This is a genomic window from Neobacillus sp. S1227, from assembly GCF_055385255.1.
The window spans coordinates 3,128,752-3,155,323 of the sequence record NZ_AP038276.1 but is presented as its reverse complement, the minus strand read 5'-3'; the positions used below and the strand labels follow the sequence as shown (position 1 = coordinate 3,155,323).

The window sequence follows — 26,572 nt, the reverse complement described above, 5'->3', positions numbered from 1 at the left end:
AGAACCTAAATATACGCTAATAGGACGCCGCAATCCGCTAATAGGGGGTAATTTTACACCAGAATCCAACTGTTGAGAGTTAAAACTTAATTCATAACCACAATATTTACAAAAACAGCCTATTTAAACAAAGAGAAGAGGTTAAATTCTGATGAGAATTGTATCGTTATGCCCAAGTAATACCGAACTTCTTGGATTTATGGGATTGACATCAACGATCGTTGGTGTTGATAACTATTCGGACTGGCCTGCAGGGATTAATGGGTTGCCAAGGCTCGGTTCTGATTTGGATATCGACATTGATGCTGTTGAGGCGCTTCAGCCGGATTTAGTTCTTGCATCATTGACGGTTCCTGGCATGGAAAAGAACATTGCCGGCTTAATGGAAAGGGGATTGCCTTTTATCACACTTAATCCAAAGAGCTTGGCTGATATCGGGGATAATATCCTTGAGGTGGGGAAAGCGACGGGACAAGAAATGATTGCACAGAAGGCCTGCCATAAATACTGTACACTTTTGGAAAATTTAAAGGAAGTTGGACGAAAGATAGAGGAACGGCCTCTGTTGTATTGGGAATGGTGGCCAAAGCCGGTATATACTCCGGGTGGTTCGAATTGGTTAACAGAAATTAGCCATTTGGGTGGCGGGCGCAATGTATTCGCAGGTGATAAGCGGGCCAGTGTCAAGACGGATTGGGAGGATGTGCGAACGCGTAATCCTGATTATATCTTGCTGGCCTGGGTTGGTGTGATGGAAAAACAGGTTAAACCAGAATTGCTAAAAAAGCGGCCAGATTGGCCAGAGATGAAGGCGATCAAAGAAAATCGGGTATTCGTGATGGAGGAGTCACTATATTGCAGGCCGTCACCAAGTCTCTTGCTTGGTATACAAAAATTAGGTGCAACGCTTCATCCGAATCTATTTCCCGCATATGATCAGCAGAAAGCCGAGGAATGGTTATGTCCATCAATAGAATTGTAGTTGCTGGTACGGGTAGCGGTGTTGGAAAAACAACACTGACCATTGGTTTAATGTCAGCATTAATAAAACGCGGTTTAACGGTTCAAGGCTTTAAATGCGGCCCTGATTATATTGATCCTTCTTATCATACAGCTGTCACCAACCGGGTTTCTCGTAATTTAGACAGCTGGATGCTTACACATGATCGAGTTTTGGATATTTTCACACATGGAAGTCGAGAAGCTGATATTTCAATTATAGAAGGAGTAATGGGATTTTTTGATGGGAAAAGTCCGGAAACGAATGAAGGAAGTACCGCAGAAATCAGTATCATAACTAAAAGTCCTGTGTTGCTTGTAGTTAATTGTGAAAGTATGGCCCGAAGTGCAGCCGCGATTGTCAAAGGTTTTCAAATGTTTGCGGAAGGGCCCAATATTGCTGCAGTAATCGCAAACAAAGTTGGGAGCGAGGGGCATTTTCAGCTTGTCAAAACAGCGATTGAACAGGAATGTCATGTTCCTGTAATCGGCTATTTAAAACGAGAGCTAGGCATTGAAATCCCAGAAAGACATCTTGGACTTATTCCTTCCATTGAACGAGGAGAACTAGCTCCATTTTTCGATCAATTAGGAGACTTGGTTTTAGAGACGATTGATATTGACAAGCTGCTTGAATTAGCCGTAGCTGAGCCGCTACCTGTAAGTGAAACATCCTCCATGTTTGAAAAGAAGAAAGAAAAGATCATGAAAATGGCAGTTGCAAAGGATGAAGCCTTTAATTTCTATTATCCTGAGAATCTAGAAATGTTAGAAGCGAATGGTGTAGAGATTGTTTATTTTTCTCCTTTGGCTAATGAAGAACTGCCAAAAGATGTTGATGGTCTTTATTTAGGAGGAGGATTCCCGGAGGAATTCGCTCATGTGCTGGAATGTAATGAAAAGACAAAGGATTCTATCAAGAATTCAATTGAAGCTGGATTACCAACTCTGGCTGAATGTGGCGGGTTCATGTATTTAACCGAGTCCATTGAAACGACGGAAAAGAAGACGTATCAAATGATTGGGGTAATCCCAGGCAGGGTACAAATGAAAACATCTTTGCAGGCTTTGGGGTACAGAGAAATTAGTGGTCTGAATGACAATTTTATTCTTAAACATCAAAAAGCAAGAGGGCATGAATTTCATTATTCTTCCTTTTTGCCTAACGAAGAGGATTTACCACATGCCTATGAAACGAAAGGGATGAGGGGTGTAAGCAAGGAAGGATATCTGCAGCATAATTTAGCAGCTGGCTACACCCATTTTCATTTTGGTTCCAATCCAATGCTGGTTGAGAATTGGATTGATAAATGTTTAGAGATTAAAGCGAGTAAGGAGAGAATAGGATGAAGCAACATTTCGAATCGATTCCAAAAGTTAACAAGGAAATGGGAAGACAGGTTAGTGACTATATTAATACGTTGACAAAGCCAATCGGAAGCCTTGGGAGGCTGGAGGAATTGGCGATTGAACTAGCAGAAATGAAAAATGAAGCATTTCCGAGTGTAACACCGCCTGGAGTCCTCGTTTTTGCTGCGGACCATGGAATTACCAACGAGGGTGTTTCAGCCTATCCGCAAGCCGTGACAGAGCAAATGGTTCGGAACTTTTTAAACGGTGGTGCGGCGATCAATGTCTTTAGCAGGCAAATAGGTGCCTTACTTGAGGTAATCGACATCGGCGTAGCAAGCGATATTGAACATGAGAGTTTAATAAATAAAAAGATTCGTTATGGTACGGCCAATTTCTATCGTGAGGATGCGATGAGCCGTGAAGAAGCTGAACTAGCAATTGAAGCAGGTTATCATCAAGGTTTACAAATCATCCAAAAAGGGGCACAGTGTCTCATACTCGGCGAGATGGGGATTGGAAATACAACTTCAAGCAGTGCAATCTTAGCTGTTCTAAGCGGTAAAGATATTTCTTTACTAGTAGGGAAAGGGACTGGAATATCGGATGAAACATTAGTACGCAAAACCGAAATTATTAAACAGGCACTTGAAAGAAGGAACCCTAATCCAAATGATCCGATCGATCTCCTTGCTAAAGTAGGGGGGCTGGAGATAGCCGGGATTGCTGGTGCAATGCTTGCTGCGGCGAGCAAGAGAGTACCGATTCTTGTCGATGGATTTATATGTACCGTTGCAGCTTTAGTTGCAAAATCAATCGCTCATGGTGTTGCTGACTATATGATTGTTACGCATCAATCCATTGAACCTGGTCACAAAATAGCCCTTTCCCTATTAGGGAAAAAGCCGATTATTGATTTAGGGCTAAGACTCGGAGAAGGTACAGGAGCAGCCGTTGCCCATCCGATTATCCAATCGGCAACATTAATGCTAAAAGAGATGGCAACCTTTCACTCGGCAGGAATTTCAACGAATGACTAATGAAGTCTTAACAAAACCAGGAGGCCCAACATGGATCAAATAAACAAAAAGAAACAAGGCTTAACACTTGTGTACACAGGTCACGGTAAAGGAAAAACGACCGCAGCTATTGGATTAACCGTACGAGCAGCTGGCAGAGGGTTAAAGGTAAAGATTTATCAATTTATTAAATCACCAGAGCGTTCGTACGGGGAACAAATTGCCTTACGTAAGCTTGGGGTTGAGATGGAACAGCTGGGAAGAGGATTTACATGGACAAAAACCCCTGAAGAGCACAGGGAAGCGTTAAGGACAGGTTGGTCAAAGGCAAAGGAAACAGTAATGAGCGGTGAATATGATTTAGTGATTTTAGATGAATTAAACAATGCGTTAGCAATTGATACATTTCCTATTGAAGATGTATTGCCGCTAAATGAAGTAATTGATCTAATCCAAAATAAACCGTCCCATCTTCATCTCGTTATAACAGGAAGAGATGCCAAGCAGGAAATTAAAGAGATGGCTGATCTAGTTTCTGTTATTGATGTGGAAAAGCATTACTACGATGAGGGTATACCAGCTGTAAAAGGAATTGAATTTTAAGGGGCAATACCCAAAATGAAGGAGTGAATGCTTATGGGGAAAGCTGTTCCTTTAATGATTCAAGGGACTCATTCAGATGCCGGCAAAAGTGCGCTTGTTACCGGTTTATGCCGGATATTTATTCAGGACGGTTTTAAAACAGCCCCTTTTAAATCACAGAACATGGCTTTAAATTCTTATATTACATTTGATGGGAAAGAAATCGGCCGGGCACAGGGTGTGCAAGCAGAAGCAGCAGGGATTCTTGCCACAACTGATATGAATCCGATATTAATTAAGCCAAGCAGCAGCTGCGAATCGCAAATTGTTGTTCATGGAAAGCCATTTAAAAATATGAAAGCAGGAGAATATCGCCAGGACTTTTTTCAACAAGGCTTAGCATTAATTCGAGATTCATATGAGAAATTGTCTGTTTGTTATGACCGGATCGTGATTGAGGGAGCAGGCAGTCCTGCTGAGATTAATTTAAATGATCGGGAGCTTGTCAATATGCGGGTTGCCCAAATTGCTAATGCTCCCGTAATTTTAGTGGGAGATATTGAAAAGGGTGGAGTATTTGCCAGTTTAGTAGGAACCTTGCAGCTGTTGGAACCGGAAGATCGTAATAGAGTAATTGGTGTCATCATCAATAAATTCAGGGGTGACGTATCCTTACTGCAGCCGGGATTAGACTGGTTTGAAGAGTATACTGGCGTTCCTATTTTAGGTGTTGTTCCGTATATTGATGACCTGCTAATCGAAGCAGAGGATTCCGTTGTGTTAAACAACTATACTTCTAAACTCGATGCAACAAAGGAAATTGATATCGCGGTCATCCGTCATCCGATGATATCTAATTTTACTGATATTGATCCTTTTTTTGCGGAACAGGATTGTCATGTTCGCTTTGTAAAAGCTGCAGAAGACTTAGGAGAACCGGATGTACTGATTTTACCTGGGAGTAAAAATACCATTGAGGATATGATGGTTTTACACAGCACAGGACTAGCCAATCGGATATTGGATTTAGCACAAAAGGATACGCTGATCGTTGGCATTTGTGGCGGGTATCAAATGTTGGGGAATCGCATCGAAGATCCATACGAAGTGGAATCATCACATCAAAGTATAGAAGGGCTAGGGCTCATTCCGATGCAAACCACCATGACCACAGATAAGACAACGGTTCATTCTGAAGGGATTGCCAGTTTTGGCGGTGAACGCATTCCCGTTGCAGGTTATGAGATTCATATGGGTGAATCGTACTTTGATGAAGAATGTGACCATTTTGTTCAGTTAGCTGACAGAAGGGAAGGAATGATCACAAATGACAAACAAATGATCGGGACGTACTTTCATGGTATTTTCCATAATGATCATTTCCGTGAGGTTTTTCTAAATGAGATAAGGTGTAAGAAAGGATTAGAACCGATCAAGAACCGAGCCTCTTTTTCCCAAAAAAGAGAAGAAGGATTCGATGTATTAGCCAAGGTTGTGAGAGAAAATATCCAGTTAGACCGAATTCATAAGCTAATAACGGACTTTCAAAAGGAATCGAAATGATGGCAATGGTTCATGAGCCAGCCATTATATTCTGCGCGATTTTAATTGCCGCGATTGTATTAGATTTGTTGATGGGTGATCCTAGGTGGCTGCCGCATCCTGTTGTACTAATGGGAAAATTAATCGCATTTTTAGAAAAGAGCTGGAATAGAGGTGAAGGCAGAATCTGGAAGGGGATTTGCCTTACCGCATCAGTCGTTCTACTCGTTTTTTTCCTTACCCTATTTCTAGTCTTTGTTGCCTATCAATTACACCCATTCGTTGGTGTTTTGGTACAGATCTATCTTATTTCCACTACGATTGCGATAAAAGGTCTTTCGTCTGCCGCTAAAGAAGTCCTAGTTCCCTTAGTAAATGGGAATTTAGCAGAAGCAAGAGTAAAGCTTAGTATGATCGTAGGTCGTGATACGGACATGTTACCGGAGAATGAAATTGTTAGAGGAACTGTTGAGACGGTTGCTGAGAATACTGTCGATGGCATAACAGCGCCATTATTTTGGGCCATCATTGGCGGAGCCCCGCTTGCAATGGTATATCGTGCCATCAATACGTTAGATTCTATGGTTGGACATAAAGATGAGCGATTCATGCAATTTGGATGGGCATCAGCCAAATTAGACGATCTAGTAAACTGGATTCCTGCGAGACTAACAGCACTTTCGATGTGGCTTGCAGCTTTTTTTATAAAAGGATCTAAAAAGAGAAATGGATGGAAGATAACGTGGAGGGACGCAAGGAAGCACCCCAGTCCAAATAGCGGCTGGTCTGAGGCAATGGCAGCGGGGTTAATCGGAATTCAGCTGGGTGGAATCAATTACTACCGGGGAAGAAAATCAGTTCGAGCACAAATGGGAGATCCTCTAAGGAATTTGGTGCCCCCTGATATCAAAAAAACCATTCAATTTATGCATGGAGGATGGATTGTATTTCTTCTGATCGGCGTGAGCTTGCTCCTGTTAGTTAGATAGTTTAAATGAGGTGAAAAGATGAAATGGCCCAATCATGGAGGACAACCTGAAACAATAAAAAAACTCTTCCAAATTGAAGATGATAAAGCATTACTCGATTTTAGCGCAAACTTAAACCCTTTTGGACCTCCTGCCTGGCTGCAGGATGCACTACAGGAACATTATAAGACGATCACCCGTTATCCGGAGCCCACTTATTCGAAAAGTACCGCTTCGGTAGCGGAGCATGAAGGGTTAGACCAAGACATGGTCCTATTAACAAATGGTGGAGCAGAGGCGATTTTTTTAGCAGCTAAATATTTCGAAAAAGGAAAAGCGCTCATTGCTCACCCTACCTTCCTGGAATATGAACGAGCCTGTCATCATTACCATATTGATGTGGAAGATATTTTAGTAGGTCATGAAAGTGGATTTACAATACCAGTACAATTGATTCAACAAAAGTTTATCGAAAAAGATGTTATCTTCCTTTGCCGCCCTAATAATCCAACTGGGACGGTACTAGCTGAAGAAGATTTACAGCTATTGTTAGAAGCGGGGAAAAAAACCGGTACATATGTAGTCGTGGATGAAGCCTTTGTCGATTTTCTGCCGGCTTCCATACCTACACTTACTTCATGGTTAGCGTCATATCCAAATTTAATATTATTACGTTCTTTAACAAAAATGTATACTATCCCTGGGCTGAGAATCGGATATATAATGGCCCATCCTACGATCATAAAGGTATTGAAAAACGAACAAATTCCTTGGAGTATTAACTCTTTAGTAGATGCGTTAATTCCGAGATTACTTGCCGATCGTCATTTTGTTGACAATACAAGAGCATGGCTGCATGAGGAATCTCGAAATGTGTTTAAGAGAATAACTTCATTAGGATTTTACCTTTCCCCGTCACAGGTAAACTTTTATCTTTTGCGAGATAAGCAACAGCCGAAGCGAACTGACGAGCTTTATTCCTTTTTATTAGAGCACGGAATCCTGACGCGGCACACTCACAATTTTAAAGGACTAAATGGTGAGTTCTTACGAATTGCTATAAGGTCAAACATAGAAAATGAGCAATTACTAGCAGCACTTCAAAAGTGGAGAAATGAGTCATGATATTCTTTATTTCAGGTGGTGCTAGGTCGGGGAAAAGTCATTTAGCAGAGCAAACGGCTCTTTCGTTCTTTCATAAAATGAAGGAGGAACATCCAAGAGGTTCCCTTTATTACATCGCGACAGCAAAAAAAAGTGATGATGAAATGGAAGAACGGATTCGAATTCATCAGCAAGATCGAGGGATGGAGTGGCACACGGTGGAAGAGTCCTTTCATCTTGAACCGATTCTGTCACAATGTAAAAAAGGTGATGTTATTTTAATAGATTGTTTGACTATTTGGTTAAGTAATGTCATGTTCGAGCTTGACCATAGTATGGAAAGGATTGAGGCCAGTGTGAATCGCTGGCTATGTCTTGCACGTGAAAAGCAATTTCACCTTCTCTTGGTTTCAAATGATGTAAATGAAGGAATTCCTTCCACTGACGAAGCTGTACAAAGATATATCTATACCTTACAGCGTCTCCATCAAATGATCGTGCAGCAATCAGACATTGCTGCTCAGGTCCAGGCGGGGATTCCAATGTATTGGAAGGGAGAAATTTGATGAAGCAAATGTTCTTTGGATTTATACTTGCGGTACAATTTCTAACACGAATTCCTCTTTCCTTTGAATGTCCATGGACCAAACAGACAAGCAGATGGGCATTAAGGAGTTATCCGCTTGTCGGTGCAGTATTAGGGGCAATTATCACGATTATTTTGTACATATTTCAGTCTTATCTTCCTATCCCTATTATGACATTGCTCATCATTTCTTTATGGGTATATCTTACTGGAGGATTACACTTAGATGGGTGGATGGATGTAGCAGATGCAGTAGGTTCGAATGCTCCCTTAGAGAGAAAATGGGAGATTATGAAAGACTCACATGTAGGAAGCTTTGGTATCATTTCACTCCTTTTTTTACTAGCATGGAAAGCACTTTTGATATATTCGTTGATTGAATCTGGTTTCCTCTTGTATTCTTTTCTTTTTATCATGGCGTTTTCTCGTTTAGGAGCCGTTGTGTTAATGATTTATCTGCCTACAGCTAAACAACAGGGCTTGGCATGGGAGTGGAAGAAAAACGTAAAGCGGCTTGATAGTTTGTATGCAGCAATCCCTGTCTGTGTTCTATTATTCCTCTTTCCTGACTTTCTATTTTTACTTCCAGCCTACCTTGTATTTTTTGGCTTAATTGGAGCTTGGATTAAACATACCTTTAAAGGGACGAATGGAGATTTATTAGGGACAGCGATTGAAGGAGGCGAATTATGGGGACTTGTGATCACATGGATGTATATCTCGTTCGTCATGGGATAACAAAGTGGAATAAGGAGAAAAGGTATTTAGGCCATTCCGACATCGGAGTAATAAGCAGCGAACTATCTCAGTTGAATACTCTACAAAAAGTGTTATCAAAATTAAACTTTGACCATGTATTTACTAGTGATTTACGGCGCTGTCAGGAAACATTAGCCTATTTAAGAGTTCCCTCACAGGCTTCCATTGATTATAGATTAAGAGAAATTAATTTTGGCGACTGGGAAGGGAATACCTATGACGAGCTAAAGAACCAGATCGCCTATCGGAACTGGATAGAGAATTGGGAAGCCTATTCCATACCGAATGGTGAGTCGGCTGATGCATTTAAATCTAGAATTGATTCCTTTTTTCATGAGTTATTTCAGCAATGGATGGAAACTACTCCTTCTAAGAAAATTCTTGTGATGACACATGGCGGTGTGATTCGCTATCTTATTTCAAAATATGTATCCTCCAGGTCTTTTTGGGATCTTGCCATTTCACATGGACAGGGTATTCGATTAACATTTGAGCAGCAGAAGGGGGAATGGGTATGCAGCTCGTTATTGGCGGTGCCTTCTCAGGAAAAAGAAAAGTAGTCAAAGCAAATAATGGAACATGCAGCTGGGTATCTGCCTATGAAGGCGATAGAGTAGTAGATTGGGAAACAAAATGGGAGAAAGGTTCAACGTTAGTAATGGAAGGCTGGGAAAAATGGATTGCGTCAGAGCTTCAGAATGGTGAAAACAATGACGAGATTCGAAGGGGATTTAAAACCATATTTATGACCCTCCTTAAGGAGGAGGAAATTAGAAAGAACAAAATAGTCCTAATCATGTTAGAGGTTGGAAAGGGGATTGTTCCCATGCAACAGGATGAGAGAAGACTTAGGGATCTAGCAGGGTGGGTCGCACAGGATGCTGTAAGTGTTTCAGAACAAGTGGATTTTGTATGGAATGGATTATCGAAGAGAATGAAATAGTTATCAATAAATATCGCTGTTATGTATAAAAAAGTTTTTTCAAGTATTTACTTTTCTACTCGATGACCTGCAGTATAAGATTGATTTTTTTATAACACTGTGAACATAGGTCAATATTAATTGACTTTTTCCCCATTTTTTCTTAATGAAATGGCAGGATTCTACATATAGAAAGAAGAAATAAAACAAAAAAGGAATTCACAGGGGGAGATACTATGACAACTTACATTATTGACGGAGCAAGAACAGCTTTTGGAACGTACGGAGGTTCATTAAAGGATATTAGTGATTTGGAATTAGGCGTGGCGACGGTTAAGGGAGCAATTGAAAGAAGCGGCATACCTGCTTCCGATGTTGATGAAATCGTTTTTGGAAATGTTGTCCAGACCGGAGCACATTCCGCCTATTTGGCAAGACATATTGGCTTAAAAAGTGGCTTAACGGAGTCATCCTCTGCCCTTACCTTGAATCGGCTATGCGGTTCAGGATTACAAGCTATGGTCACAGGGGCAGCCTCCATTGCATTGGGGGAAGCAAAGGTCATTGTAGCTGGCGGTACCGAGAGTATGAGTTTAGCTCCGCAAATCTTAAAGGGAACCCGGTTCGGCTCCCCTGGCAAGGCACCGGTAGTGGTGGACATGCTTTGGGAAACGTTAATTGATCAATATGTTGGCTGCGGAATGGGGATGACGGCAGAAAATCTGTCAGAGAAGTATAACATTTCGCGTGAAGAACAGGATCAGTTTGCGGTTACCTCGCAGCAAAAGGCTGGAAAAGCAAGAGATGAAGGGCGCTTCGCAGAAGAAATAGTTCCCATTATCATCCATGATAAAAAAGGAAAAGAAACCATTATTAAAGTGGATGAACATATTCGAGATAGTGTCAGCATAGAAGGTTTAGCAAAATTAAAACCGGCTTTTAAGAAAGACGGTACAGTAACGCCGGGTAATGCCAGTGGAATTAACGATGGTGCTGCAGCGGTCGTATTAGCTTCAGAAGACTATGTAATTGAACACAATTTAAAACCGTTAGCGAAGATTGTTTCCTGGGCAGTAGCAGGCGTTGATCCAAAAATCATGGGGATTGGACCTGTACCAGCGAGCAAAAAGGCATTAGAAAAAGCAGGCTTAACCTTAAGTGACATTGATTTATTTGAATTGAATGAGGCTTTTGCTGCACAATCATTAGCCGTTATAAAAGAATTGGGAATTAACAGTGAAAAAGTAAATGTGAATGGGGGAGCGATCGCTTTGGGACACCCTCTTGGTGCAAGTGGTGCGAGAATTACCTATTCTTTAGCCCTTGAACTGAAGAAAAGGAATTTAAAATATGGCTTAGCTACACTTTGCATCGGCGGCGGCCAAGGAATTGCCATGATTATTGAGAGGGTGTAATTCTCCTTTTTGCATAGAAAAACAATTAAACTATTAAGCTTAAGGGGGAATCCATTTGGAAAATAAAGTTATTAGTTTATCCGTTGAAAACCAAGTTGGTATTGTCACGCTTAACCGTCCGGAAGCAGGAAATGCACTAAATTTGCAGATGGCCAAGGAACTGATGGATGCAGCGATTGTTTGTTCAGAACGTGATGATATTAGAGTAGTGGTGATCACTGGAGCGGGGAATAAGTTTTCAGTTGGCGGTGATTTAAAAAGTTTCGCAAAGGAAGGGGACGAAATAAGTTCCCATCTGAAATCTGTAACCGCATACTTACATCAAGCGATTTCCTTTTTTGCAAGAATGAATAAACCGATCATTGGGGCGGTTAATGGAGTAGCAGCAGGTGCCGGAATGAGTCTGGCATGTGCATGTGATCTAGTCTATGCATCGGAGAAAGCAAAATTTGTAATGGCTTATAACCGAATTGGATTAACGCCTGATGGATCAGGCAGCTACTTTTTACCTCGCCTTGTCGGGATGCGACGTGCACTTGAGTTAATGTATACAAATCGACAGTTAACCGCAGAAGAGGCTTGTGACTGGGGGATTGTCAATCAAGTCGTTGCTGATGACCAATTATGGGAGGTTGTCCTAGGCGTTGCAGAAAGCTTGGCAAAAGGACCGATGAATGCATACGGCGAAACGAAAAAATTATTCTATCATTCGCTCCAAGAAACATTGGAATCACAAATGAGCAAAGAAGCCTTGCTCCTCGCTTCAAGAGCAAGCAGCAACGAGGGAAAAGAAGGGATCGCTGCCTTTCTTGAAAAACGCGAAGCTGATTTTTTAAAGGGGTAGGATTGTAAGATAGTCAATTTTTTATAGGAAAGTACATTGATTAATAGTTTGATTTCTAATTGGAGGGATAAGGAAAGGCGACAGCTTATCATCAGCTATCGCCTTTTTTATCAACAATTAGATCATTGCCTTTAAATTTTTATTTTTATTAATTGGCTCTTTTCGTAAAGTTTGTTGTTTTTTGGAATAACACTGTCCGTTCCTTTCCGCTACAGGCGCTTGCTTTCCACGGGGAGGAAGTCGAGCCTCCTCGACGTTCCGTCTCTGCGGGGTCTCGACCTTTCCTCTATTTCCCGCAGGAGTCAAGCACCTTTCGCTCCAATCCACTCAGTGTTTTCAATATCGTTAAAAGCAACAATCTCTGAGAAAAGAGCCTATTAATTTAATATTACAGCTTTCCTTTATTAACTATTACTGAGGGGTTGCTTTAAAATCTGCTATCGTGGGTTCTACAATATCCTTCCTTCGATAAACATTTAAGATGAGCCCTAAAACCGCAGCGTAAAAGACGATCGCACTTCCTCCATAACTAATAAACGGCAGGGAAATTTCCATGATTGGCACGATTCCAAAGCCCATCAAGATGTTCCAAGTAATGGGAACGGCAAATAATACAGCGCCGCCCATGACGATCAACCTTCCATAAAGGTCCTTAGTTTTAAACGCATTTTTTGAGATTCTTGAAATAAATATCAGCAGGATCAAACAAAGAACGATTCCGAATGCCCAACCAAGAGAATAGACGAGGAAGGGGAAAGCAAAATCTGTATGTGATTCTGGTAACAATTGAAAGTTCAAATCATTATGAAGTCCGTTACCGAACCATCCTGCTTCTGAAAGGACATTCCTAACCTTCATATAGATATGTCCTGCTTCATTTGGATCGGCACCTGGGTTTATCAAAGCAGATAATCTAGTAAACCAATTACTTTGGCGTGAGGTCATGATGATCAACATCATGAAGATGGCACCAGCCACGAGATTTGTTGCGGCAAGTTGGATCGCTAACTTCTTATGGATTCGGGCAAATGTAAACATTCCTAGTAAACAGAAGAAGTAAATGATAGCAGCCATAAAGTTTGGAACCATCATGTAGAGCAAGACGGGAATCCAAAATAAAACAAACAGAAAACCTTGTTTTATCCAACTATGAAACTCATTTATTTTGTTGAAAATACCTGCCCAAGCAAGAAAAAAGAAAAATAAGCTCAGTATAGTGCCATCGACCGTCAGGCCTGAAAGTGACACCCACCTTTTTGCTCCGTTGACCGTAATTCCAAATAAATAGAGATATAAATGGATCAACAAGCCGACAGCATAAAAGACCATCCACCTGTTCTTTAATTTTCGGTAATCAAAGAAAAGAAACCCAATAATTACAGGAACAGCCAGGGAGTACCAGATTGCCTGCCGCCCAATAAAATAGGTGCTTGATAAGGAAATATCAGGAATTCCACTAACTAACGGAAGAAAACTAATACTAGCAAAAATAACAAATAAAACAATCAGAACCCAATCCATTTTCGGCTTATGAAGGGTATTTAATTTTTCTCCAATGGTAAATGGATTTCCCATTTCTTGAATGGACTTTTCATCTGATTCCTCTTCAGAAAGTCCTCTTTTTTTGTAAGTTTGACTTAGCTCATGCAGATGATGAGTAAGCTCTTTTTTTATCATGTTGTGGGCTTCCGTAGATTTCACTTTAGAAGTGACTTTACTTAAGAATTCCTCAAATTTGGGAGAACTCATAAGGACGCCTCCTTTATTAAGTATTTAAGGGTTAACACCTGTTTTGAAGTATCTCGTTTATAAGTAGCAATGCATTTTTTTCCTTTGGAATGTAAGGAGTAAAATTTCTTGTTATTTATCCAATTTGAAGTAAGCATTTCTTTGTTTTCTAATAGATGTAGAAGTGTATAAAGCTGCCCTTCATTTTTTTGGAATGTACGTTCATTTTTTTGATAAAGTTGGATGGAAATAGTGTAGCCATCCTTTGATTCATACTGAACAGATTCTAATATAGCGATAATGGTTTCTATATTCCAATGATGAAATTGTGATTGTTGGTTCGTACGAATGGCTTCATGCACGGCATTTTTTCTTTCATTTGAAAAAGAAAGATCCTTAAAAATTGTTTTTTTCATCGAACTCTTCAGGTTCATAAATGGATCGTTCATCTCCTAAACCTCCTCTATCATCTTGTCTTTTAATAATTCTTTCGCACGTTTTAATCTCGTTTTTAGTGTATTTATATTTACTGTTGTAATCTTGCTTATTTCACTTAAAGACAGTTCTTCATAATAATGCAGAAATACGACCTCTCTGTACTTTAGAGGCAAGTTCATGACAGCGTTTGTTAAGCTGTCTTCTTCACTATTCGTAATAACCTCCTCATCCACCTGTTTTGAATTCGAAGGGATATAATCCAATAACTTATTGCTAAACGTTATTTTGCGATAATGCCAGCTTCTTAAATAGTCCTTGCAATGATTACTGGCAATACGATATAGCCAAGTTTTTATTGCTGCATGTTGATTAAACTGATTTAATTTTTCATAACACTTTATAAATATCTCCTGCGTTAAGTCTTCTGCTGTGGTTCGGTTTTTAACATATGTAAACACTAGATGCAAGATATCATCGCTATATTCATGCATTAATTGATCAATGATGTGCTCTCTCTCATCCAGCATCATTTCATCTGCCGCGGTCATTTGGTTTAGTTCATTCATCTAGTTGTCACCCCCTCATATATCTTAGACGAAGCTGCCCTTCATTTGGTTTGAAAAATAATATTTACTTTTATTACCAGCTGTAATCTAGAGTTTAAGTGGAAAAAGTTTACGCGATGGGGGAGCCTAATTTTTTAGGTATGAGAATTCATAGGCGGAGAATTTCGGCTAATGTATAAAGGAATTTAAGGAGCAGAAATAAGTAGAGATAATCTAGTTAACTTCTCAAAATAAGAATAAACTTAAAGAGTGGGATAATAAAAACGGAAAAACTTCCTTAATTTTTAAATATAAGTAATACCATTTAAATTGGAATTTTACCGTTCTTGCTCAAACACAGTGACATCAACATTCAGTTATTACGGAGCCAGAAAGAAAAAAATAATCCACCCTTGAGCAAATCTGGTGGATAGTTTTTCGTGAAATTATCAGAGACATTAAAGAGACTGAGCACGGCCACAAAAATGCATTTCTTTTTATATTATATAGAGCCTCCTAGAACAAAAAGGTACTCTATACACACAAATCATTGAACTCCTTGTTATTCTTTTCCGCTAAACTCTAAAATATTTAAACCCTCAGATGCCTCTGGTACTTCAAAAAAGCTAGTAACATGAATAAACACCGCTTCCGTGTCAAAAGCTGCTCTTTCGGGTTGTTCGTTACGCCTTTGTGCAATTTGACGTAAGCATTGCTCGTTATTTAGATTAAGGAAAATAAGTTGATGGTTTGCATTGACCTCTAACGCCATATCCAAAAACCACTTTCGCAGTTTTTGAGTGTTAGCTGGAAAATCCATCACTACATCTGTACCGACACTTAATATGTTTTGAACATGCTTTTTCACCAACGGCTTGAGCTGCGCTGAAAATTTTAGATAGTCCTCAAATGAGGCAATTTGATTGGGATAAAGAGATGAAAGCCATTCATCCTCAGACAACAGTACCGCATGTTTATCTATCGCCAATTGTTTTGATTTAGTTGATTTTCCAGCACCCATTTTTCCACAGAAAAAGTATAGCGTCCCCAATTGTTTCATACTTTTTAACCCCCCGCGCTTATTGTAGTTCAAACATTTTACTTCGTTAGTTTCCATAGACGTTGTCCTCTTATTAATATTTAGATATTAAGATTTATATCAACTTTAGTAATTCTACCAATTTATTGAAATTCCTTTTTTAACAAACTTGCACGTTTCGTGCAAAAAGACCTTTAGATCCGACAATGATATAAATAACAGTTTACCCTCTGCCAATAATCGTTGATATTGAAATTATCTATTGTTTTCCATCCCCATAATAATGATTGCAGCCGCTTCAATAGGACTGAGCATTTTATAGGAATGGTTGTCCAGGGGTCAATTTTTGTAAAGAAGCTCAATCGAGAGGAAATCAGTGATGACAGCCAATGAAATGTACCATCCATGACATAGTTTTTACCCCTGAATGAAAACAGTTTTCCACTTTTAGTGTAGGTATATATAGTTGGAATTTCGAAGGTTTTCACTTAAAATAACGAGGCACAAAAAGGGAATTTATACCATCATTGTGGTAATATATACCTTAAAGTAGCTTTCCTTAGCATTCTAATTACAGGAGAAATCAAGTTATAAGACCATCATATGAGGTTTTAAGAGGCTGAAGTAAATTACCAAGTTGAGAGGATGATAGTAAATGGCAAAAGCAAAAAATGAAATTTGGGAATGGATTAAGGCACTTCTTGTTGCACTATTACTTATTTTTGGTATCCGAACCTTCCTCCTTACACCTATTGTAGTAGAGGGTGCCTCTATGATGCCTACGTTACAAGACCAAGACCGAATGGTTGTATCAAAAATAGGAGAACCCAAAAGATTTGATATAGTTGTTTTTCAGGCTTCAGAAAATACAGATTATATCAAACGTGTAATCGGTTTGCCAGGAGACCATATTGAGTATAAAGATGATACTTTATTTGTTAATGGAAAGGCTTATAAAGAGCCTTATCTGGATGAATACAAACGAGAAATCAAAACTGGTCCACTTACAGAGTCTTTTAAACTGGAGGACACGGCAGTTGGCAGTGTAACTGTTCCTAAAGGGCATTTGTTTGTGATGGGTGATAATAGAAGAAATAGCAAGGACAGCCGCAGTATAGGGGCTATTCCAATGGATAAGGTATTAGGAACAACCAAAATTGTTTATTATCCTATTAAAGAGATAAAAATTATTGGTAAATAAATAGTCTTGATGAAAGAATAGCATACTCATTGTTCAACTAGGTACGTATTTACAATAAGCTAAAAATACTCTTATTTTTTAAACACGATGTAACAAGAGTTGAAATAGTTTTTCTTTTTCCCATTAAGCTAGGGGTGCATTTGTGAAAAGGCAGCGGAGGATCCGCTGCCTTTTGCATATCATTCCTACTTAATGGAATCATTAATGTTTGTGAAAATCTGATGAAGATGGTCCGCAGATCAATCTTATGTTATTTCTTGCTTCTACTAGAAATCCCGTTTAACTGCAGCAAGAGTAGTGTTTTATTAATGTAAAGGACTACCTTCTTGTCATATTTTTCTTATTACTTGAAATTTTGAATTGAATTATTCCTGAATTGCAAGGATAAATGGTAATATGTAATAGGGTGATGCTAAATGGCGAAAAAGTCTTTAAGAGAACGAATTATCGAAACATCGCTTCAATTGTTTGAAGCACACGGCTTCCACAGAGTTACGGTTGATATGATAGTAAAAGAGTGCGGTGCCTCAAAAGGAGGATTTTATCATAATTTTAAATCCAAGGATGAGCTCCTTTATATTATCCACGATCAATTTATTTCCTACGTATTGGAAAAGGGACAAGCCGCTTGCGAACAGTGGGATACACCAACCGAGCGACTTCATAATATCATTAAATCCTTTGTTACGATGATTGATCTGTACAAATCTGAAGTGACGATCTTCTATCAAGAAAGTTCGTATCTTCCTCCGGAGTACTTTGATAAAATTGAGGTAAAAAGAGACCAGTATAAAAATCTAATGTTTAAAGTCATTCAGGATGGTATTGAGTGTGGAGAGTTTCGTAAAGAACTGCCCGTACCAATCATTTCTATGGCGATATTCGGAATGATCAACTGGATTTATAAGTGGTATCAAAAAGACGGACGATACACAATAGAGGAGATTGCGGCTATTTATTCGGATATTATTCTACAATCGATCTTAACGAAAGAGGCAAGTGAGAATCCTAAGTTTTCTAAGTTTTTCTTAAACTCCTATCCAGAAGAACTTCGTATAGGAAATAACTTTTTTAAGTGAGTAAAGTTGGTTTGTCTATTATTTTGCCTTACAATAAGTTTTGGACAGACCAACTAGTCAGTCTTTTTTTTAGAAATGGTATTGACATTTTATTCAGAACATTTCAAAATAGAAACTAATTAGTCGGTTCTGAGGAAGCATTACAGGTCTTATATTTCCTTATTCGCCTTTACCATTGGCAGGCGGTTATTTTTTAACACCCTACAGACCAACTAGTCAGTCTGAATGCTTGGTTCAAGTATAAAAATACGTAAAAAAGGGGTCACTTAAAAATTTAGAGACCAACTAGTCGGTCCTGAAGAGGCGAAGACAGGCCAATTTGTTTCCTTTTTATTTTTCCAGTTTATTAAACGGTACAGACCAACTAGTCAGTCTGAATGCAGGGTACAGTATAAAATCATGTAATAAGAGGTGGTCACTTATAAAGCCTTAAGACCAACTAGTCGGTTTGAGACTGAGAATGAATTTACAAGATTGAGAGAATGAAAGATTTAAATCAACTGTAGTGAAAGCTTATAAAACCAAACGCTAAAGGAGTGTAAATCGATGTTAAAAATGCTTGAGTTAAGAGAAATGATTAAATTAATCGATCGATCCTCCATTCAGGAACTTACCTTAATGAATGGGGGAGTGAGGGTTTCGATGAAGAAGCCTCTTCCTAAAGTAGTTGAATATCCTCAGGAGGTACAAACCGCACTAAACGAAGCGGCAGCAGCGGTAGAAGCAGCAAATCCTCCATTCTTGCCCGCAGAACCGGCCTTAAAAGAGGAGGAAAAGAATACTTCCTTGCATACAATTAATTCTTCTTATATTGGAGTGTTTGCTTGTTCAGGAACTGCTCCCGTAAAGGCAGGAGATAAGATAACATCAAACACTGTTATCGGCAGCTGTAAGGTGGAAGCTCTCAACCTATTCCAAGAGATAACCTCAGACGTAAATGGCACGATCGTTGAGGTTCTTGTAGAAGAAGGCCAAGTAGTGGATTATGGAGAGCCGTTATTTATTGTTAAGCCAGAATAAAAGGGAGGATATATTCATGTTTAAGAAAGTACTTATTGCCAATCGAGGGGAAATTGCGGTTCGAGTGATTCGCGCCTGCAAGGAAATGGGAATTCAAACCGTTGCCGTCTATTCGGAGGCAGACAAAGAAGCACTTCATGTAAAAATGGCAGATGAAGCTTATTGTATTGGGCCAACAGCGTCAAAAGACAGCTATTTAAATAAGACAAATTTAATCAGCGCTGCCATCCTTGCAAATGCAGATGCGATTCACCCTGGGTATGGCTTCTTAGCGGAAAATGCCGAATTTGCAGAGCTTTGTCGTGATTGCAATATTACCTTTATTGGTCCTGATGCTGATGCCATCAATAAGATGGGGGCAAAGGCGGTTGCCAGGGACACAATGAAGCGTGCAGGTGTGCCTACAGTTCCCGGTACAGAAGGGTTAGTCGAAGACATCGAAGACGCAGTCAAGGTTGCAGATACGATTGGCTATCCTGTTATCGTGAAGGCCACAGCTGGAGGCGGAGGAAAGGGAATGCGGGTGGCTAATGACGAAACCGAGTTAAGAAAGGCCATCCGGCAGGCGCAAAAAGAAGCAGAAACAGCTTTCGGGAATCCAGGGGTTTATATAGAGAAGTATTTAGAGGAACCGCGTCATGTTGAAATCCAAATTATGGCGGATAAAAAGGGGAATGTGGTGTATCTTGGCGAAAGGGATTGCTCGATCCAGCGGCGCCATCAAAAACTAGTAGAAGAAGCACCATCACCGGCTCTTAACCAGGAACTACGGGAAATGATGGGGAATGCAGCAGTAGCTGCAGCAAAGTCTGTTAACTATCACGGTGCAGGGACTGTCGAATTCCTATTGGATAAACATGGACAATTCTATTTTATGGAGATGAATACCCGCATTCAAGTCGAGCATCCTGTAACGGAAATGATCACTGGATTTGATCTGATTAAGGAACAGATATCGGTAGCCGCCGGTTATCCGCTATCTTTCAAGCAAAGCGATATAAAGATAAACGGATGGGCGCTCGAATGCCGGATTAATGCAGAAAACCCGGCAAAGAATTTTATGCCTTCACCAGGCAAGGTGGAAATGTACCTTCCGCCAGGAGGGTATGGGGTAAGAGTAGATAGTGCCGTTTATCCCGGCTATCAAATTTCTCCCTTTTATGATTCGATGGTGGCAAAAATCATTACCTGGGGAAAGGATCGGAATGAGGCCATTGACCGGATGAAGCGTGCATTATCCGAATTTGTGATAACCGGAATTAAAACGACCATTCCATTTCACCTTGAATTACTAGATCATGAAGCATTTGTGAAGGGTGAATTCAATACGAAATTTTTAGAATTGTATTCTATTAACATTGAAGACTAAAACAAGAACGAGCGAGGAGAGAATGAAATGTGGAAAATGCATGAAATTAGAGAAATGATCAAGCTTTTTGAAGAGTCCTCCCTTCAGGAAATGGAAATAGATTTGGAGGATGCTGGTTCAAAGATTTCTTTAAAGAAACAGGAAACCGCACTAGACAGTTATGTCAGGATTGAACCGCCAACTGCTCAGGTTGTTTCTCTGGCCGTTAAGGAAGCCCCTGTACAGGTGAAAAAGGAAATCCCAAAACCTGTTGTTCCATCAGCTGCTGCCGCACCGGAACCTGTCCAGGAAAAAAGCACAAAATCAATCGATGAGAATGATCCAAGTATCTATAAAGTTATTTCGCCAATGGTAGGAACATTCTATCAAGCTCCAGCTGAAGATGCACCTCCGTTTGTAAAAATTGGCGATAAAGTCGAGAAATCGACCATTGTTTGTATTCTCGAAGCAATGAAATTATTTAATGAAATTGAAGCAGAGGTTACTGGGGAGATCGTTGAAGTCCTTGTTAAGAATGGCCAATTAGTGGAGCATGGCCAGCCCCTCTTCCTGGTAAAAACGGAATAGTTCGGAGACGTTGAAAATAGAGGGGGATCATGGATGTCTAAAGTTATTCAAAAGCAAGAATTAAATGAAGAAAACCAGCTTTTCAGCGAGTTTCCCGCTGCTTCCTATCAGGAGTGGCGGCAAGCGGCAGAAAAGACCTTAAAAGGTGCCTCATTTGAAAAGAAACTAATCTCGCAAACATATGAGGGCATTGAGCTGCAGCCCATGTATTTTCAAAAGGATATTACGGATCTTTCCTATCTATCTTCTAAACCGGGATCTGCTCCGTATGTACGTGGGACACGGGCTCTAGGTTATCAGGAAAAACCCTGGGAAGTTGCTCAAGAGCTTGTTTATAGCACCCCATCAGAGTTTAATGAGGCAGTCAAAAATGATTTGAACCGCGGCCAGACGATGGTAAATCTTGTCCTTGATCAAGCATCTGCCTTAGGCAAGGATCCGGATCAAGCCTTACCTGAAACTGTAGGCAGAGGCGGGGTATCCATCAGTTCCCTTCAAGATATAAATCAAGCCTTAGAGGGGATCAATCTTGAACAAACTCCACTGTTTATTCAAGCGGGAAGTGCAGGATTTCCGGTCTATTGTATGCTTGTCGCACATGCTCGAAAGACGGGAATAGATAGTAGACGGCTGCACGGATGTGCAGGCAATGATCCATTAGGAACACTGGTAAAAGAAGGGACGATCCCCTTTTCATTAAGACAGGCATATGACTTAATGGCAGAGCTTACCAACTGGGCAAAAAAAGAAACGCCGGAAATGAAGACAATCCAGGTTCAAGGCGAATCTTTCCATCATTCAGGAGCCAATTCTGTACAAGAGCTCGCCTTTGCGTTAGCTTCTGGTGTGGAATATATTCGGGAAATGCAGCAAAGAGGGCTGTCAATCGACGAGATTGCGCCAAGAATTCTTTTTTCTTTTTCGATCGGGTCTAATTTCTTTATGGAAATCGCTAAACTTCGAGCAGCCCGTTTACTTTGGTCCACTATCATCGATGCTTTTGGAGGAAATGAAGAATCGCAGAAAATGACCATACATGCGAGGACCTCTTCTTGGAACAAAACTGTGTACGATCCTTATGTTAATATGCTGCGCGGGACAGCGGAGGCTTTTGCGGCTGTTATTGCTGGAGTCGATAGTCTTCATGTCTCACCATTTGATGAAGCCATTCGTCCAGCTGATGAATTTTCACGCCGAATCGCAAGAAATACACAAATCATCTTGGAAAAAGAAGCACATCTTGCAAAAGTAGCTGATCCTGCTGGAGGCTCGTGGTACATTGAATCCCTTACCGATTCTCTTGCGAAACAAGCTTGGAAACAATTCCAACTCGTCGAAGAGCAGGGCGGGATGTTCAACGCTGTTGAGAAAGGATATGTTCAAGAGCAAATCAACGAAATCGCTGACAAAAAATTCACCAATATCGGACGGCGCAAAGATAAATTTGTAGGAACCAATATGTATCCGAATCTAATGGAACAAAAGCTTTCAGAGAGTAACGTGGACAGGGATTCATTATATAAATCCCGTTGTTCAGCGATTGGTTCCTATCGAAAAGCTAGTGATGGAACCGAAAAGGAAACACTGCTTCAGAGATTGGGAACAACTCAAGATGGAATCGTGGATACTACCTTGAATGCGATTCAAGCGGGTGTAACCTTAGGGGAATGGGTTGAGGCTGTACGAAAATCAGACGAAATTCCTCCGGAAATACAACCGTTGCATCTGCATCGTGGAGCTGAATGTTTCGAAGCTTTACGCAATAAGGCAGAAATTTTTAAAGAAAAAAACGGTTCGTATCCAAAGGTATTCCTTGCCAATTTGGGCCCCGTTTCGCAGCATAAAGCTCGTGCCGATTTTGCGAAAGGATTTTTTGAGGTTGGCGGGTTTGAGGTGGTTTCAAATAATGGTTTTGAAACGGTCGAACAAGCTGTAAAGGCTGCACTAGAAACGGGAGCTTCAACCGTTGTCATTTGCTCGAGTGACGCAATATATTCCGAGTTAGTCCCACAATTGGCGCGGGAAATAAAACAGGAAAATCCGGAAATCACCCTCATCCTGGCAGGTCTTCCGGATTCAGAAACAGCGGAATCATTCAAACAGGCCGGAGTGGATCAATTTGTCCATTTGGGCTCGAATTGTTATAATATGCTGTTTGACCTTCAACAGCAGAAAGGAATTGGACGATGACGACGAATCCCGATTTTACTACGATTGATTATATGGAAAAGTCTGGATCCGCTATTACGGAGCCAATGGAAAGACCTGCTTTAGACGACTTTAAATGGCAGACAATGGAGCAGATTGATGTAAAGCCTTCGTACGATCAGAATGACATGACCGGGATGGAACATTTGGGCTATGTTGCTGGAGTCGCCCCATTTTTACGTGGTCCCTATCCGACTATGTATGTAACAAAGCCCTGGACGGTTCGTCAATATGCCGGATTTTCAACTGCCGAGGAAAGCAATGCGTTTTACCGCCGGAATTTGGCGGCAGGTCAGAAGGGGCTTTCCATTGCCTTTGACCTGGCTACACACCGCGGCTATGATTCTGATCACCCAAGAGTTGTCGGAGATGTCGGAAAAGCGGGGGTCGCCGTTGATTCAATTTTGGACATGAAGATCCTATTTGACGGCATTCCGCTTGATAAAATGTCGGTTTCGATGACCATGAACGGTGCGGTTCTTCCAATTTTGGCTTTTTACATCGTGGCTGCAGAGGAACAGGGTGTTCATCAATCACAGCTGACGGGCACTATTCAAAATGATATTTTAAAAGAATACATGGTTCGGAATACGTATATTTATCCTCCTGAAGCTTCTATGAGGATTATTGCGGATATTTTTGCTTACACTTCACAGCATATGCCAAAGTTCAACAGTATCAGTATTTCCGGTTATCATATGCAGGAAGCGGGTGCAACGGCAGATATTGAATTAGGCTACACACTTGCAGATGGATTGGAATATGTAAGGACCGGATTAAAAGCCGGTATCGACATCGATTCATTTGCCCCGCGTTTGTCCTTCTTCTGGGCCATCGGGATGAATTACTTTATGGAAGTAGCGAAAATGCGCGCGGCCCGGATGATTTGGGCAAAGCTCATCAAACAGTTTAACCCGAAAAATGAAAAATCGATGGCGTTAAGGACACATAGTCAAACCTCAGGCTGGAGTTTAACGGAGCAGGATCCGTTTAATAATGTGACAAGAACCTGCATTGAAGCGATGGCGGCAACATTAGGTCATACCCAATCGCTTCATACGAATGCACTGGACGAGGCAATCGCGCTTCCGACTGACTTTTCAGCCCGGATTGCCCGTAATACCCAATTGTTTTTGCAGGATGAAACAGGGATCTGCAAAGTCGTAGACCCTTGGGGCGGATCTTATTATGTAGAATCACTTACCCGGGATCTGGTAAACCGTGCCTGGGCCCATATCGAAGAAGTTGAATCACTTGGCGGCATGGCGAAAGCAATCGAAACAGGCCTGCCAAAAATGCGGATTGAAGAAGCAGCAGCCCGGCGCCAGGCTCACATTGATTCAAGAAAGGAAACAATCATCGGTGTCAACCAATATCGTTTAGAGAAGGAAGACCCGCTCGAAATACTGGAAGTAGACAATACCGCCGTTCGTGAAGCCCAGATTCAGAGGTTACGAGAATTGCGGGAGAACCGTGATGAAACAAAAGTGAAATCTACACTTGATGCGATAACAAAGGCTGCAGAAACGGGTGAAGGGAATCTGTTGGCTTTAGCGATTGAAGCAGCTAGAGCTAGGGCAAGCCTTGGGGAAATTTCAGATGCCTATGAAAAAGCAGTGGGGCGTCATAAGGCGGTGATTCGCTCCATTTCCGGTGTATATAGTGCTGAGTTTGGTGAAGATGAACAGGTAGCACAGGTAAGGAAAATGGCTGATGAATTCGAAAAACAAGAAGGCCGACGTCCAAGGATTATGATTGCCAAAATGGGTCAGGACGGACACGACCGCGGGGCAAAGGTCATTGCTACTGCATTTGCTGATTTGGGCTTTGATGTCGATATTGGTCCGCTGTTCCAAACACCGGAGGAAACAGCCAGGCAGGCCGTGGAAAATGATGTCCATATTGTCGGAATGAGTTCTCTGGCTGCGGGCCATAAAACCTTATTACCACAATTAATAGAAGAATTAGCAAAACTGGGCCGTGAAGATATCGTCGTGGTTTGTGGCGGGGTGATTCCGGCACAGGATTATGAATACCTTTTGCAAAACGGAGCAGCCGCGATTTTTGGCCCTGGTACAGTTATACCGGTTGCCGCCCAAAAGGTAATCGAAGAGATTAACCTCCGGCTTGAGGATGAGTACTAATCATGGATCAAAAAGAGAAAAAACCGGAATGGGTGCCTGAAGGCGGGGGTGCTGCATTTGCTTCACATGTACTCGAAGGTGTTACAAGTGTACACTCTGAAGCGGCCGGCAAAAGGAACGGTTCAACACCTTCACTTCGGCCGCGGAGGCGCCGGTTAAAAGTAGATGACTATGTTCAAGGTGTTCTTTCGAGAAACCGGACGATTCTGGCACAAACGATTACTTTAGTTGAAAGCAATCATGCAGCACACATGGAAATGGCCCAAGAAGTGTTAAAGGAGCTGCTTCCGTATACCGGAAATTCGATACGGGTCGGCATTACCGGTGTTCCCGGTGCTGGAAAAAGTACATTAATCGAAGCGCTGGGAACCATGCTTTGTGATAGAGGGAAACACGTTGCCGTTTTGGCCGTAGATCCAAGCAGTACCGTTACTGGAGGGAGCATTCTGGGTGATAAAACAAGAATGGAAATGCTCTCCCGTAACCCTAATGCTTTTATCCGCCCTTCTGCTTCAGGAGGAACGCTTGGCGGAGTCAATCGCAAAAGCAGAGAGACCATGCTTATTTGTGAAGCCGCAGGCTTTGATGTCATTTTGGTTGAAACGGTTGGGGTTGGGCAAAGTGAAGTAACTGTCCGTTCGATGGTCGATTTCTTCTTATTAGTCATGCTGACGGGCGGCGGTGACGAACTGCAAGGAATCAAAAAAGGGGTCATCGAACTGGCCGATGCCATTCTTGTCAATAAGGCGGACGGTGCAAACAAACAGCGGGCACTGGCAGCAAAAGCTGAATTTAACCGGATTTTGCATTATTTACAGCCGGTCACAGAGGGATGGTTTCCAAAGGCCTATACATGTTCTGCTCTAACAGGCGAAGGGATGGAAGAAAGCTGGGGAGTGATTCAGGATTTCCAAAGTAAAACTTCACAATCAGGTGTGTTCAACCAACGGCGCCAAAAACAGACGATAAATTGGACTTATACCATGGTGGAGGATTACCTTAGGTCAAGCTTTTTTAATCACCCGGAAGTAAACAGACTCATTCCCGTCATTGAGAGCGCTTTGGTAACTGGAGAAATGTCCGCAACCATGGCTGCAAAACAATTATTGAAAACGTTTGAGGAAGCCAGTTTGAAAAAATAGGA

25 protein-coding genes are annotated in these 26,572 nt (G+C 41.1%); 21 read left to right on the top strand and 4 right to left on the bottom strand.

Annotated features, from left to right (window positions below; all coding sequences use genetic code 11):
* Window positions 1-151: 151 nt before the first annotated feature.
* From ACZ5AE_RS15850 to ACZ5AE_RS15790, 13 genes are all read left to right on the top strand, one after another.
* Window positions 152-982, top strand: coding sequence for a cobalamin-binding protein (locus ACZ5AE_RS15850; protein ID WP_464565393.1), 831 nt, complete (start codon window positions 152-154; stop codon window positions 980-982).
* Window positions 961-2,349, top strand: coding sequence for a cobyrinate a,c-diamide synthase (locus ACZ5AE_RS15845; RefSeq protein ID WP_464565392.1), 1,389 nt, complete (start codon window positions 961-963; stop codon window positions 2,347-2,349). Before ACZ5AE_RS15850 ends, ACZ5AE_RS15845 begins: the two co-directional genes overlap by 22 nt.
* On the top strand, window positions 2,346-3,389 hold the full coding sequence (gene cobT, locus ACZ5AE_RS15840) for a nicotinate-nucleotide--dimethylbenzimidazole phosphoribosyltransferase (RefSeq protein WP_464565388.1): 1,044 nt from the start codon (window positions 2,346-2,348) through the stop codon (window positions 3,387-3,389). The genes ACZ5AE_RS15845 and cobT overlap by 4 nt, the downstream gene beginning before the upstream one ends.
* Window positions 3,390-3,419: 30 nt before the next feature.
* Window positions 3,420-3,971 carry a cob(I)yrinic acid a,c-diamide adenosyltransferase gene (gene cobO / locus ACZ5AE_RS15835; protein ID WP_464565386.1) on the top strand — a complete coding sequence of 184 codons (552 nt, stop codon included), beginning with the start codon at window positions 3,420-3,422 and terminating at the stop codon, window positions 3,969-3,971.
* 33 nt (window positions 3,972-4,004) lie between these two features.
* A complete protein-coding gene (locus ACZ5AE_RS15830; RefSeq protein WP_464565384.1) occupies window positions 4,005-5,513 on the top strand; it encodes a cobyric acid synthase in 1,509 nt (502 codons plus the stop codon).
* Window positions 5,510-6,481 carry an adenosylcobinamide-phosphate synthase CbiB gene (gene cbiB, locus ACZ5AE_RS15825; RefSeq protein WP_464565382.1) on the top strand — a complete coding sequence of 324 codons (972 nt, stop codon included), beginning with the start codon at window positions 5,510-5,512 and terminating at the stop codon, window positions 6,479-6,481. The genes ACZ5AE_RS15830 and cbiB overlap by 4 nt, the downstream gene beginning before the upstream one ends.
* Before the next feature lie 18 nt (window positions 6,482-6,499).
* Window positions 6,500-7,585 (top strand): threonine-phosphate decarboxylase CobD, encoded by a 1,086-nt coding sequence (cobD, locus tag ACZ5AE_RS15820; RefSeq protein WP_464565380.1) that lies wholly within the window; start codon window positions 6,500-6,502, stop codon window positions 7,583-7,585.
* Complete coding sequence (locus tag ACZ5AE_RS15815) at window positions 7,582-8,130, top strand: bifunctional adenosylcobinamide kinase/adenosylcobinamide-phosphate guanylyltransferase (protein ID WP_464565378.1); 549 nt, start codon at window positions 7,582-7,584, stop codon at window positions 8,128-8,130. Before cobD ends, ACZ5AE_RS15815 begins: the two co-directional genes overlap by 4 nt.
* Window positions 8,130-8,888 carry an adenosylcobinamide-GDP ribazoletransferase gene (cobS, locus tag ACZ5AE_RS15810; protein ID WP_464565376.1) on the top strand — a complete coding sequence of 253 codons (759 nt, stop codon included), beginning with the start codon at window positions 8,130-8,132 and terminating at the stop codon, window positions 8,886-8,888. The genes ACZ5AE_RS15815 and cobS overlap by 1 nt, the downstream gene beginning before the upstream one ends.
* Window positions 8,858-9,469, top strand: a complete 612-nt coding sequence (locus tag ACZ5AE_RS15805; RefSeq protein ID WP_464565374.1) for a histidine phosphatase family protein — start codon at window positions 8,858-8,860, stop codon at window positions 9,467-9,469. The genes cobS and ACZ5AE_RS15805 overlap by 31 nt, the downstream gene beginning before the upstream one ends.
* Complete coding sequence (locus ACZ5AE_RS15800) at window positions 9,424-9,852, top strand: bifunctional adenosylcobinamide kinase/adenosylcobinamide-phosphate guanylyltransferase (protein ID WP_464565372.1); 429 nt, start codon at window positions 9,424-9,426, stop codon at window positions 9,850-9,852. Before ACZ5AE_RS15805 ends, ACZ5AE_RS15800 begins: the two co-directional genes overlap by 46 nt.
* A 215-nt stretch (window positions 9,853-10,067) precedes the next feature.
* Window positions 10,068-11,246: a thiolase family protein gene (locus tag ACZ5AE_RS15795; protein WP_464565370.1), complete on the top strand. Its 1,179-nt coding sequence runs from the start codon at window positions 10,068-10,070 to the stop codon at window positions 11,244-11,246.
* A gap of 55 nt (window positions 11,247-11,301) precedes the next feature.
* Complete coding sequence (locus ACZ5AE_RS15790; protein ID WP_464565368.1) at window positions 11,302-12,090, top strand: enoyl-CoA hydratase/isomerase family protein; 789 nt, start codon at window positions 11,302-11,304, stop codon at window positions 12,088-12,090.
* 411 nt (window positions 12,091-12,501) lie between these two features.
* Here the strand turns inward: ACZ5AE_RS15790 and ACZ5AE_RS15785 are convergent, their stop codons facing one another.
* The 4 genes from ACZ5AE_RS15785 to ACZ5AE_RS15770 form a co-directional block, all read right to left on the bottom strand.
* Entirely contained in the window at window positions 12,502-13,839 is a 1,338-nt protein-coding gene (locus tag ACZ5AE_RS15785; protein ID WP_464565367.1) for an FtsW/RodA/SpoVE family cell cycle protein, read from the bottom strand.
* On the bottom strand, window positions 13,836-14,267 hold the full coding sequence (locus ACZ5AE_RS15780) for a PadR family transcriptional regulator (RefSeq protein WP_464565365.1): 432 nt from the start codon (window positions 14,265-14,267) through the stop codon (window positions 13,836-13,838). Before ACZ5AE_RS15780 ends, ACZ5AE_RS15785 begins: the two co-directional genes overlap by 4 nt.
* 3 nt (window positions 14,268-14,270) lie before the next feature.
* Complete coding sequence (locus tag ACZ5AE_RS15775) at window positions 14,271-14,804, bottom strand: sigma-70 family RNA polymerase sigma factor (RefSeq protein WP_464565364.1); 534 nt, start codon at window positions 14,802-14,804, stop codon at window positions 14,271-14,273.
* 559 nt (window positions 14,805-15,363) lie between these two features.
* Entirely contained in the window at window positions 15,364-15,861 is a 498-nt protein-coding gene (locus tag ACZ5AE_RS15770) for a P-loop nucleotide/nucleoside kinase family protein (RefSeq protein WP_464573645.1), read from the bottom strand.
* A 634-nt stretch (window positions 15,862-16,495) separates the two neighbouring features.
* On the opposite strand from ACZ5AE_RS15770, the gene lepB reads away from it, so the two are divergent.
* The 8 genes from lepB (at window position 16,496) to meaB (ending at window position 26,570) form a co-directional block, all read left to right on the top strand.
* The gene (gene lepB / locus ACZ5AE_RS15765) at window positions 16,496-17,041 is read left to right on the top strand and encodes a signal peptidase I (RefSeq protein WP_464565362.1); all 546 of its coding nucleotides are present in this window, start codon (window positions 16,496-16,498) and stop codon (window positions 17,039-17,041) included.
* 416 nt (window positions 17,042-17,457) lie between these two features.
* The gene (locus ACZ5AE_RS15760) at window positions 17,458-18,120 is read left to right on the top strand and encodes a TetR/AcrR family transcriptional regulator (RefSeq protein ID WP_464565361.1); all 663 of its coding nucleotides are present in this window, start codon (window positions 17,458-17,460) and stop codon (window positions 18,118-18,120) included.
* A 546-nt stretch (window positions 18,121-18,666) separates the two neighbouring features.
* The gene (locus tag ACZ5AE_RS15755; protein WP_464565359.1) at window positions 18,667-19,140 is read left to right on the top strand and encodes a biotin/lipoyl-containing protein; all 474 of its coding nucleotides are present in this window, start codon (window positions 18,667-18,669) and stop codon (window positions 19,138-19,140) included.
* A gap of 16 nt (window positions 19,141-19,156) precedes the next feature.
* A complete protein-coding gene (gene accC, locus ACZ5AE_RS15750; protein WP_464565357.1) occupies window positions 19,157-20,509 on the top strand; it encodes an acetyl-CoA carboxylase biotin carboxylase subunit in 1,353 nt (450 codons plus the stop codon).
* A gap of 27 nt (window positions 20,510-20,536) precedes the next feature.
* Window positions 20,537-21,076, top strand: a complete 540-nt coding sequence (gene accB, locus ACZ5AE_RS15745; RefSeq protein WP_464565356.1) for an acetyl-CoA carboxylase biotin carboxyl carrier protein — start codon at window positions 20,537-20,539, stop codon at window positions 21,074-21,076.
* Window positions 21,077-21,109: 33 nt separating this feature from the next.
* Entirely contained in the window at window positions 21,110-23,266 is a 2,157-nt protein-coding gene (locus ACZ5AE_RS15740) for a methylmalonyl-CoA mutase family protein (protein WP_464565354.1), read from the top strand.
* A gap of 32 nt (window positions 23,267-23,298) precedes the next feature.
* Window positions 23,299-25,428: a methylmalonyl-CoA mutase gene (gene scpA / locus ACZ5AE_RS15735; protein WP_464573644.1), complete on the top strand. Its 2,130-nt coding sequence runs from the start codon at window positions 23,299-23,301 to the stop codon at window positions 25,426-25,428.
* Window positions 25,428-26,570 (top strand): methylmalonyl Co-A mutase-associated GTPase MeaB, encoded by a 1,143-nt coding sequence (gene meaB, locus ACZ5AE_RS15730; RefSeq protein WP_464573643.1) that lies wholly within the window; start codon window positions 25,428-25,430, stop codon window positions 26,568-26,570. Before scpA ends, meaB begins: the two co-directional genes overlap by 1 nt.
* The last annotated feature ends 2 nt before the right edge of the window (window positions 26,571-26,572 follow it).

Coding starts and splice junctions, on each gene's coding strand:
- ACZ5AE_RS15850 (WP_464565393.1), top strand. CDS start 152: ATGAGAATTGTATCGTTATGCCCAAGTAATACCGAACTTCTTGGATTT.
- ACZ5AE_RS15845 (WP_464565392.1), top strand. CDS start 961: ATGTCCATCAATAGAATTGTAGTTGCTGGTACGGGTAGCGGTGTTGGA.
- cobT (WP_464565388.1), top strand. CDS start 2,346: ATGAAGCAACATTTCGAATCGATTCCAAAAGTTAACAAGGAAATGGGA.
- cobO (WP_464565386.1), top strand. CDS start 3,420: ATGGATCAAATAAACAAAAAGAAACAAGGCTTAACACTTGTGTACACA.
- ACZ5AE_RS15830 (WP_464565384.1), top strand. CDS start 4,005: ATGGGGAAAGCTGTTCCTTTAATGATTCAAGGGACTCATTCAGATGCC.
- cbiB (WP_464565382.1), top strand. CDS start 5,510: ATGATGGCAATGGTTCATGAGCCAGCCATTATATTCTGCGCGATTTTA.
- cobD (WP_464565380.1), top strand. CDS start 6,500: ATGAAATGGCCCAATCATGGAGGACAACCTGAAACAATAAAAAAACTC.
- ACZ5AE_RS15815 (WP_464565378.1), top strand. CDS start 7,582: ATGATATTCTTTATTTCAGGTGGTGCTAGGTCGGGGAAAAGTCATTTA.
- cobS (WP_464565376.1), top strand. CDS start 8,130: ATGAAGCAAATGTTCTTTGGATTTATACTTGCGGTACAATTTCTAACA.
- ACZ5AE_RS15805 (WP_464565374.1), top strand. CDS start 8,858: ATGGATGTATATCTCGTTCGTCATGGGATAACAAAGTGGAATAAGGAG.
- ACZ5AE_RS15800 (WP_464565372.1), top strand. CDS start 9,424: ATGCAGCTCGTTATTGGCGGTGCCTTCTCAGGAAAAAGAAAAGTAGTC.
- ACZ5AE_RS15795 (WP_464565370.1), top strand. CDS start 10,068: ATGACAACTTACATTATTGACGGAGCAAGAACAGCTTTTGGAACGTAC.
- ACZ5AE_RS15785 (WP_464565367.1), bottom strand. CDS start 13,839: ATGAGTTCTCCCAAATTTGAGGAATTCTTAAGTAAAGTCACTTCTAAA.
- ACZ5AE_RS15780 (WP_464565365.1), bottom strand. CDS start 14,267: ATGAACGATCCATTTATGAACCTGAAGAGTTCGATGAAAAAAACAATT.
- ACZ5AE_RS15775 (WP_464565364.1), bottom strand. CDS start 14,804: ATGACCGCGGCAGATGAAATGATGCTGGATGAGAGAGAGCACATCATT.
- ACZ5AE_RS15770 (WP_464573645.1), bottom strand. CDS start 15,861: ATGAAACAATTGGGGACGCTATACTTTTTCTGTGGAAAAATGGGTGCT.
- lepB (WP_464565362.1), top strand. CDS start 16,496: ATGGCAAAAGCAAAAAATGAAATTTGGGAATGGATTAAGGCACTTCTT.
- ACZ5AE_RS15760 (WP_464565361.1), top strand. CDS start 17,458: ATGGCGAAAAAGTCTTTAAGAGAACGAATTATCGAAACATCGCTTCAA.
- ACZ5AE_RS15755 (WP_464565359.1), top strand. CDS start 18,667: ATGTTAAAAATGCTTGAGTTAAGAGAAATGATTAAATTAATCGATCGA.
- accC (WP_464565357.1), top strand. CDS start 19,157: ATGTTTAAGAAAGTACTTATTGCCAATCGAGGGGAAATTGCGGTTCGA.
- accB (WP_464565356.1), top strand. CDS start 20,537: ATGTGGAAAATGCATGAAATTAGAGAAATGATCAAGCTTTTTGAAGAG.
- ACZ5AE_RS15740 (WP_464565354.1), top strand. CDS start 21,110: ATGTCTAAAGTTATTCAAAAGCAAGAATTAAATGAAGAAAACCAGCTT.
- scpA (WP_464573644.1), top strand. CDS start 23,299: ATGGAAAAGTCTGGATCCGCTATTACGGAGCCAATGGAAAGACCTGCT.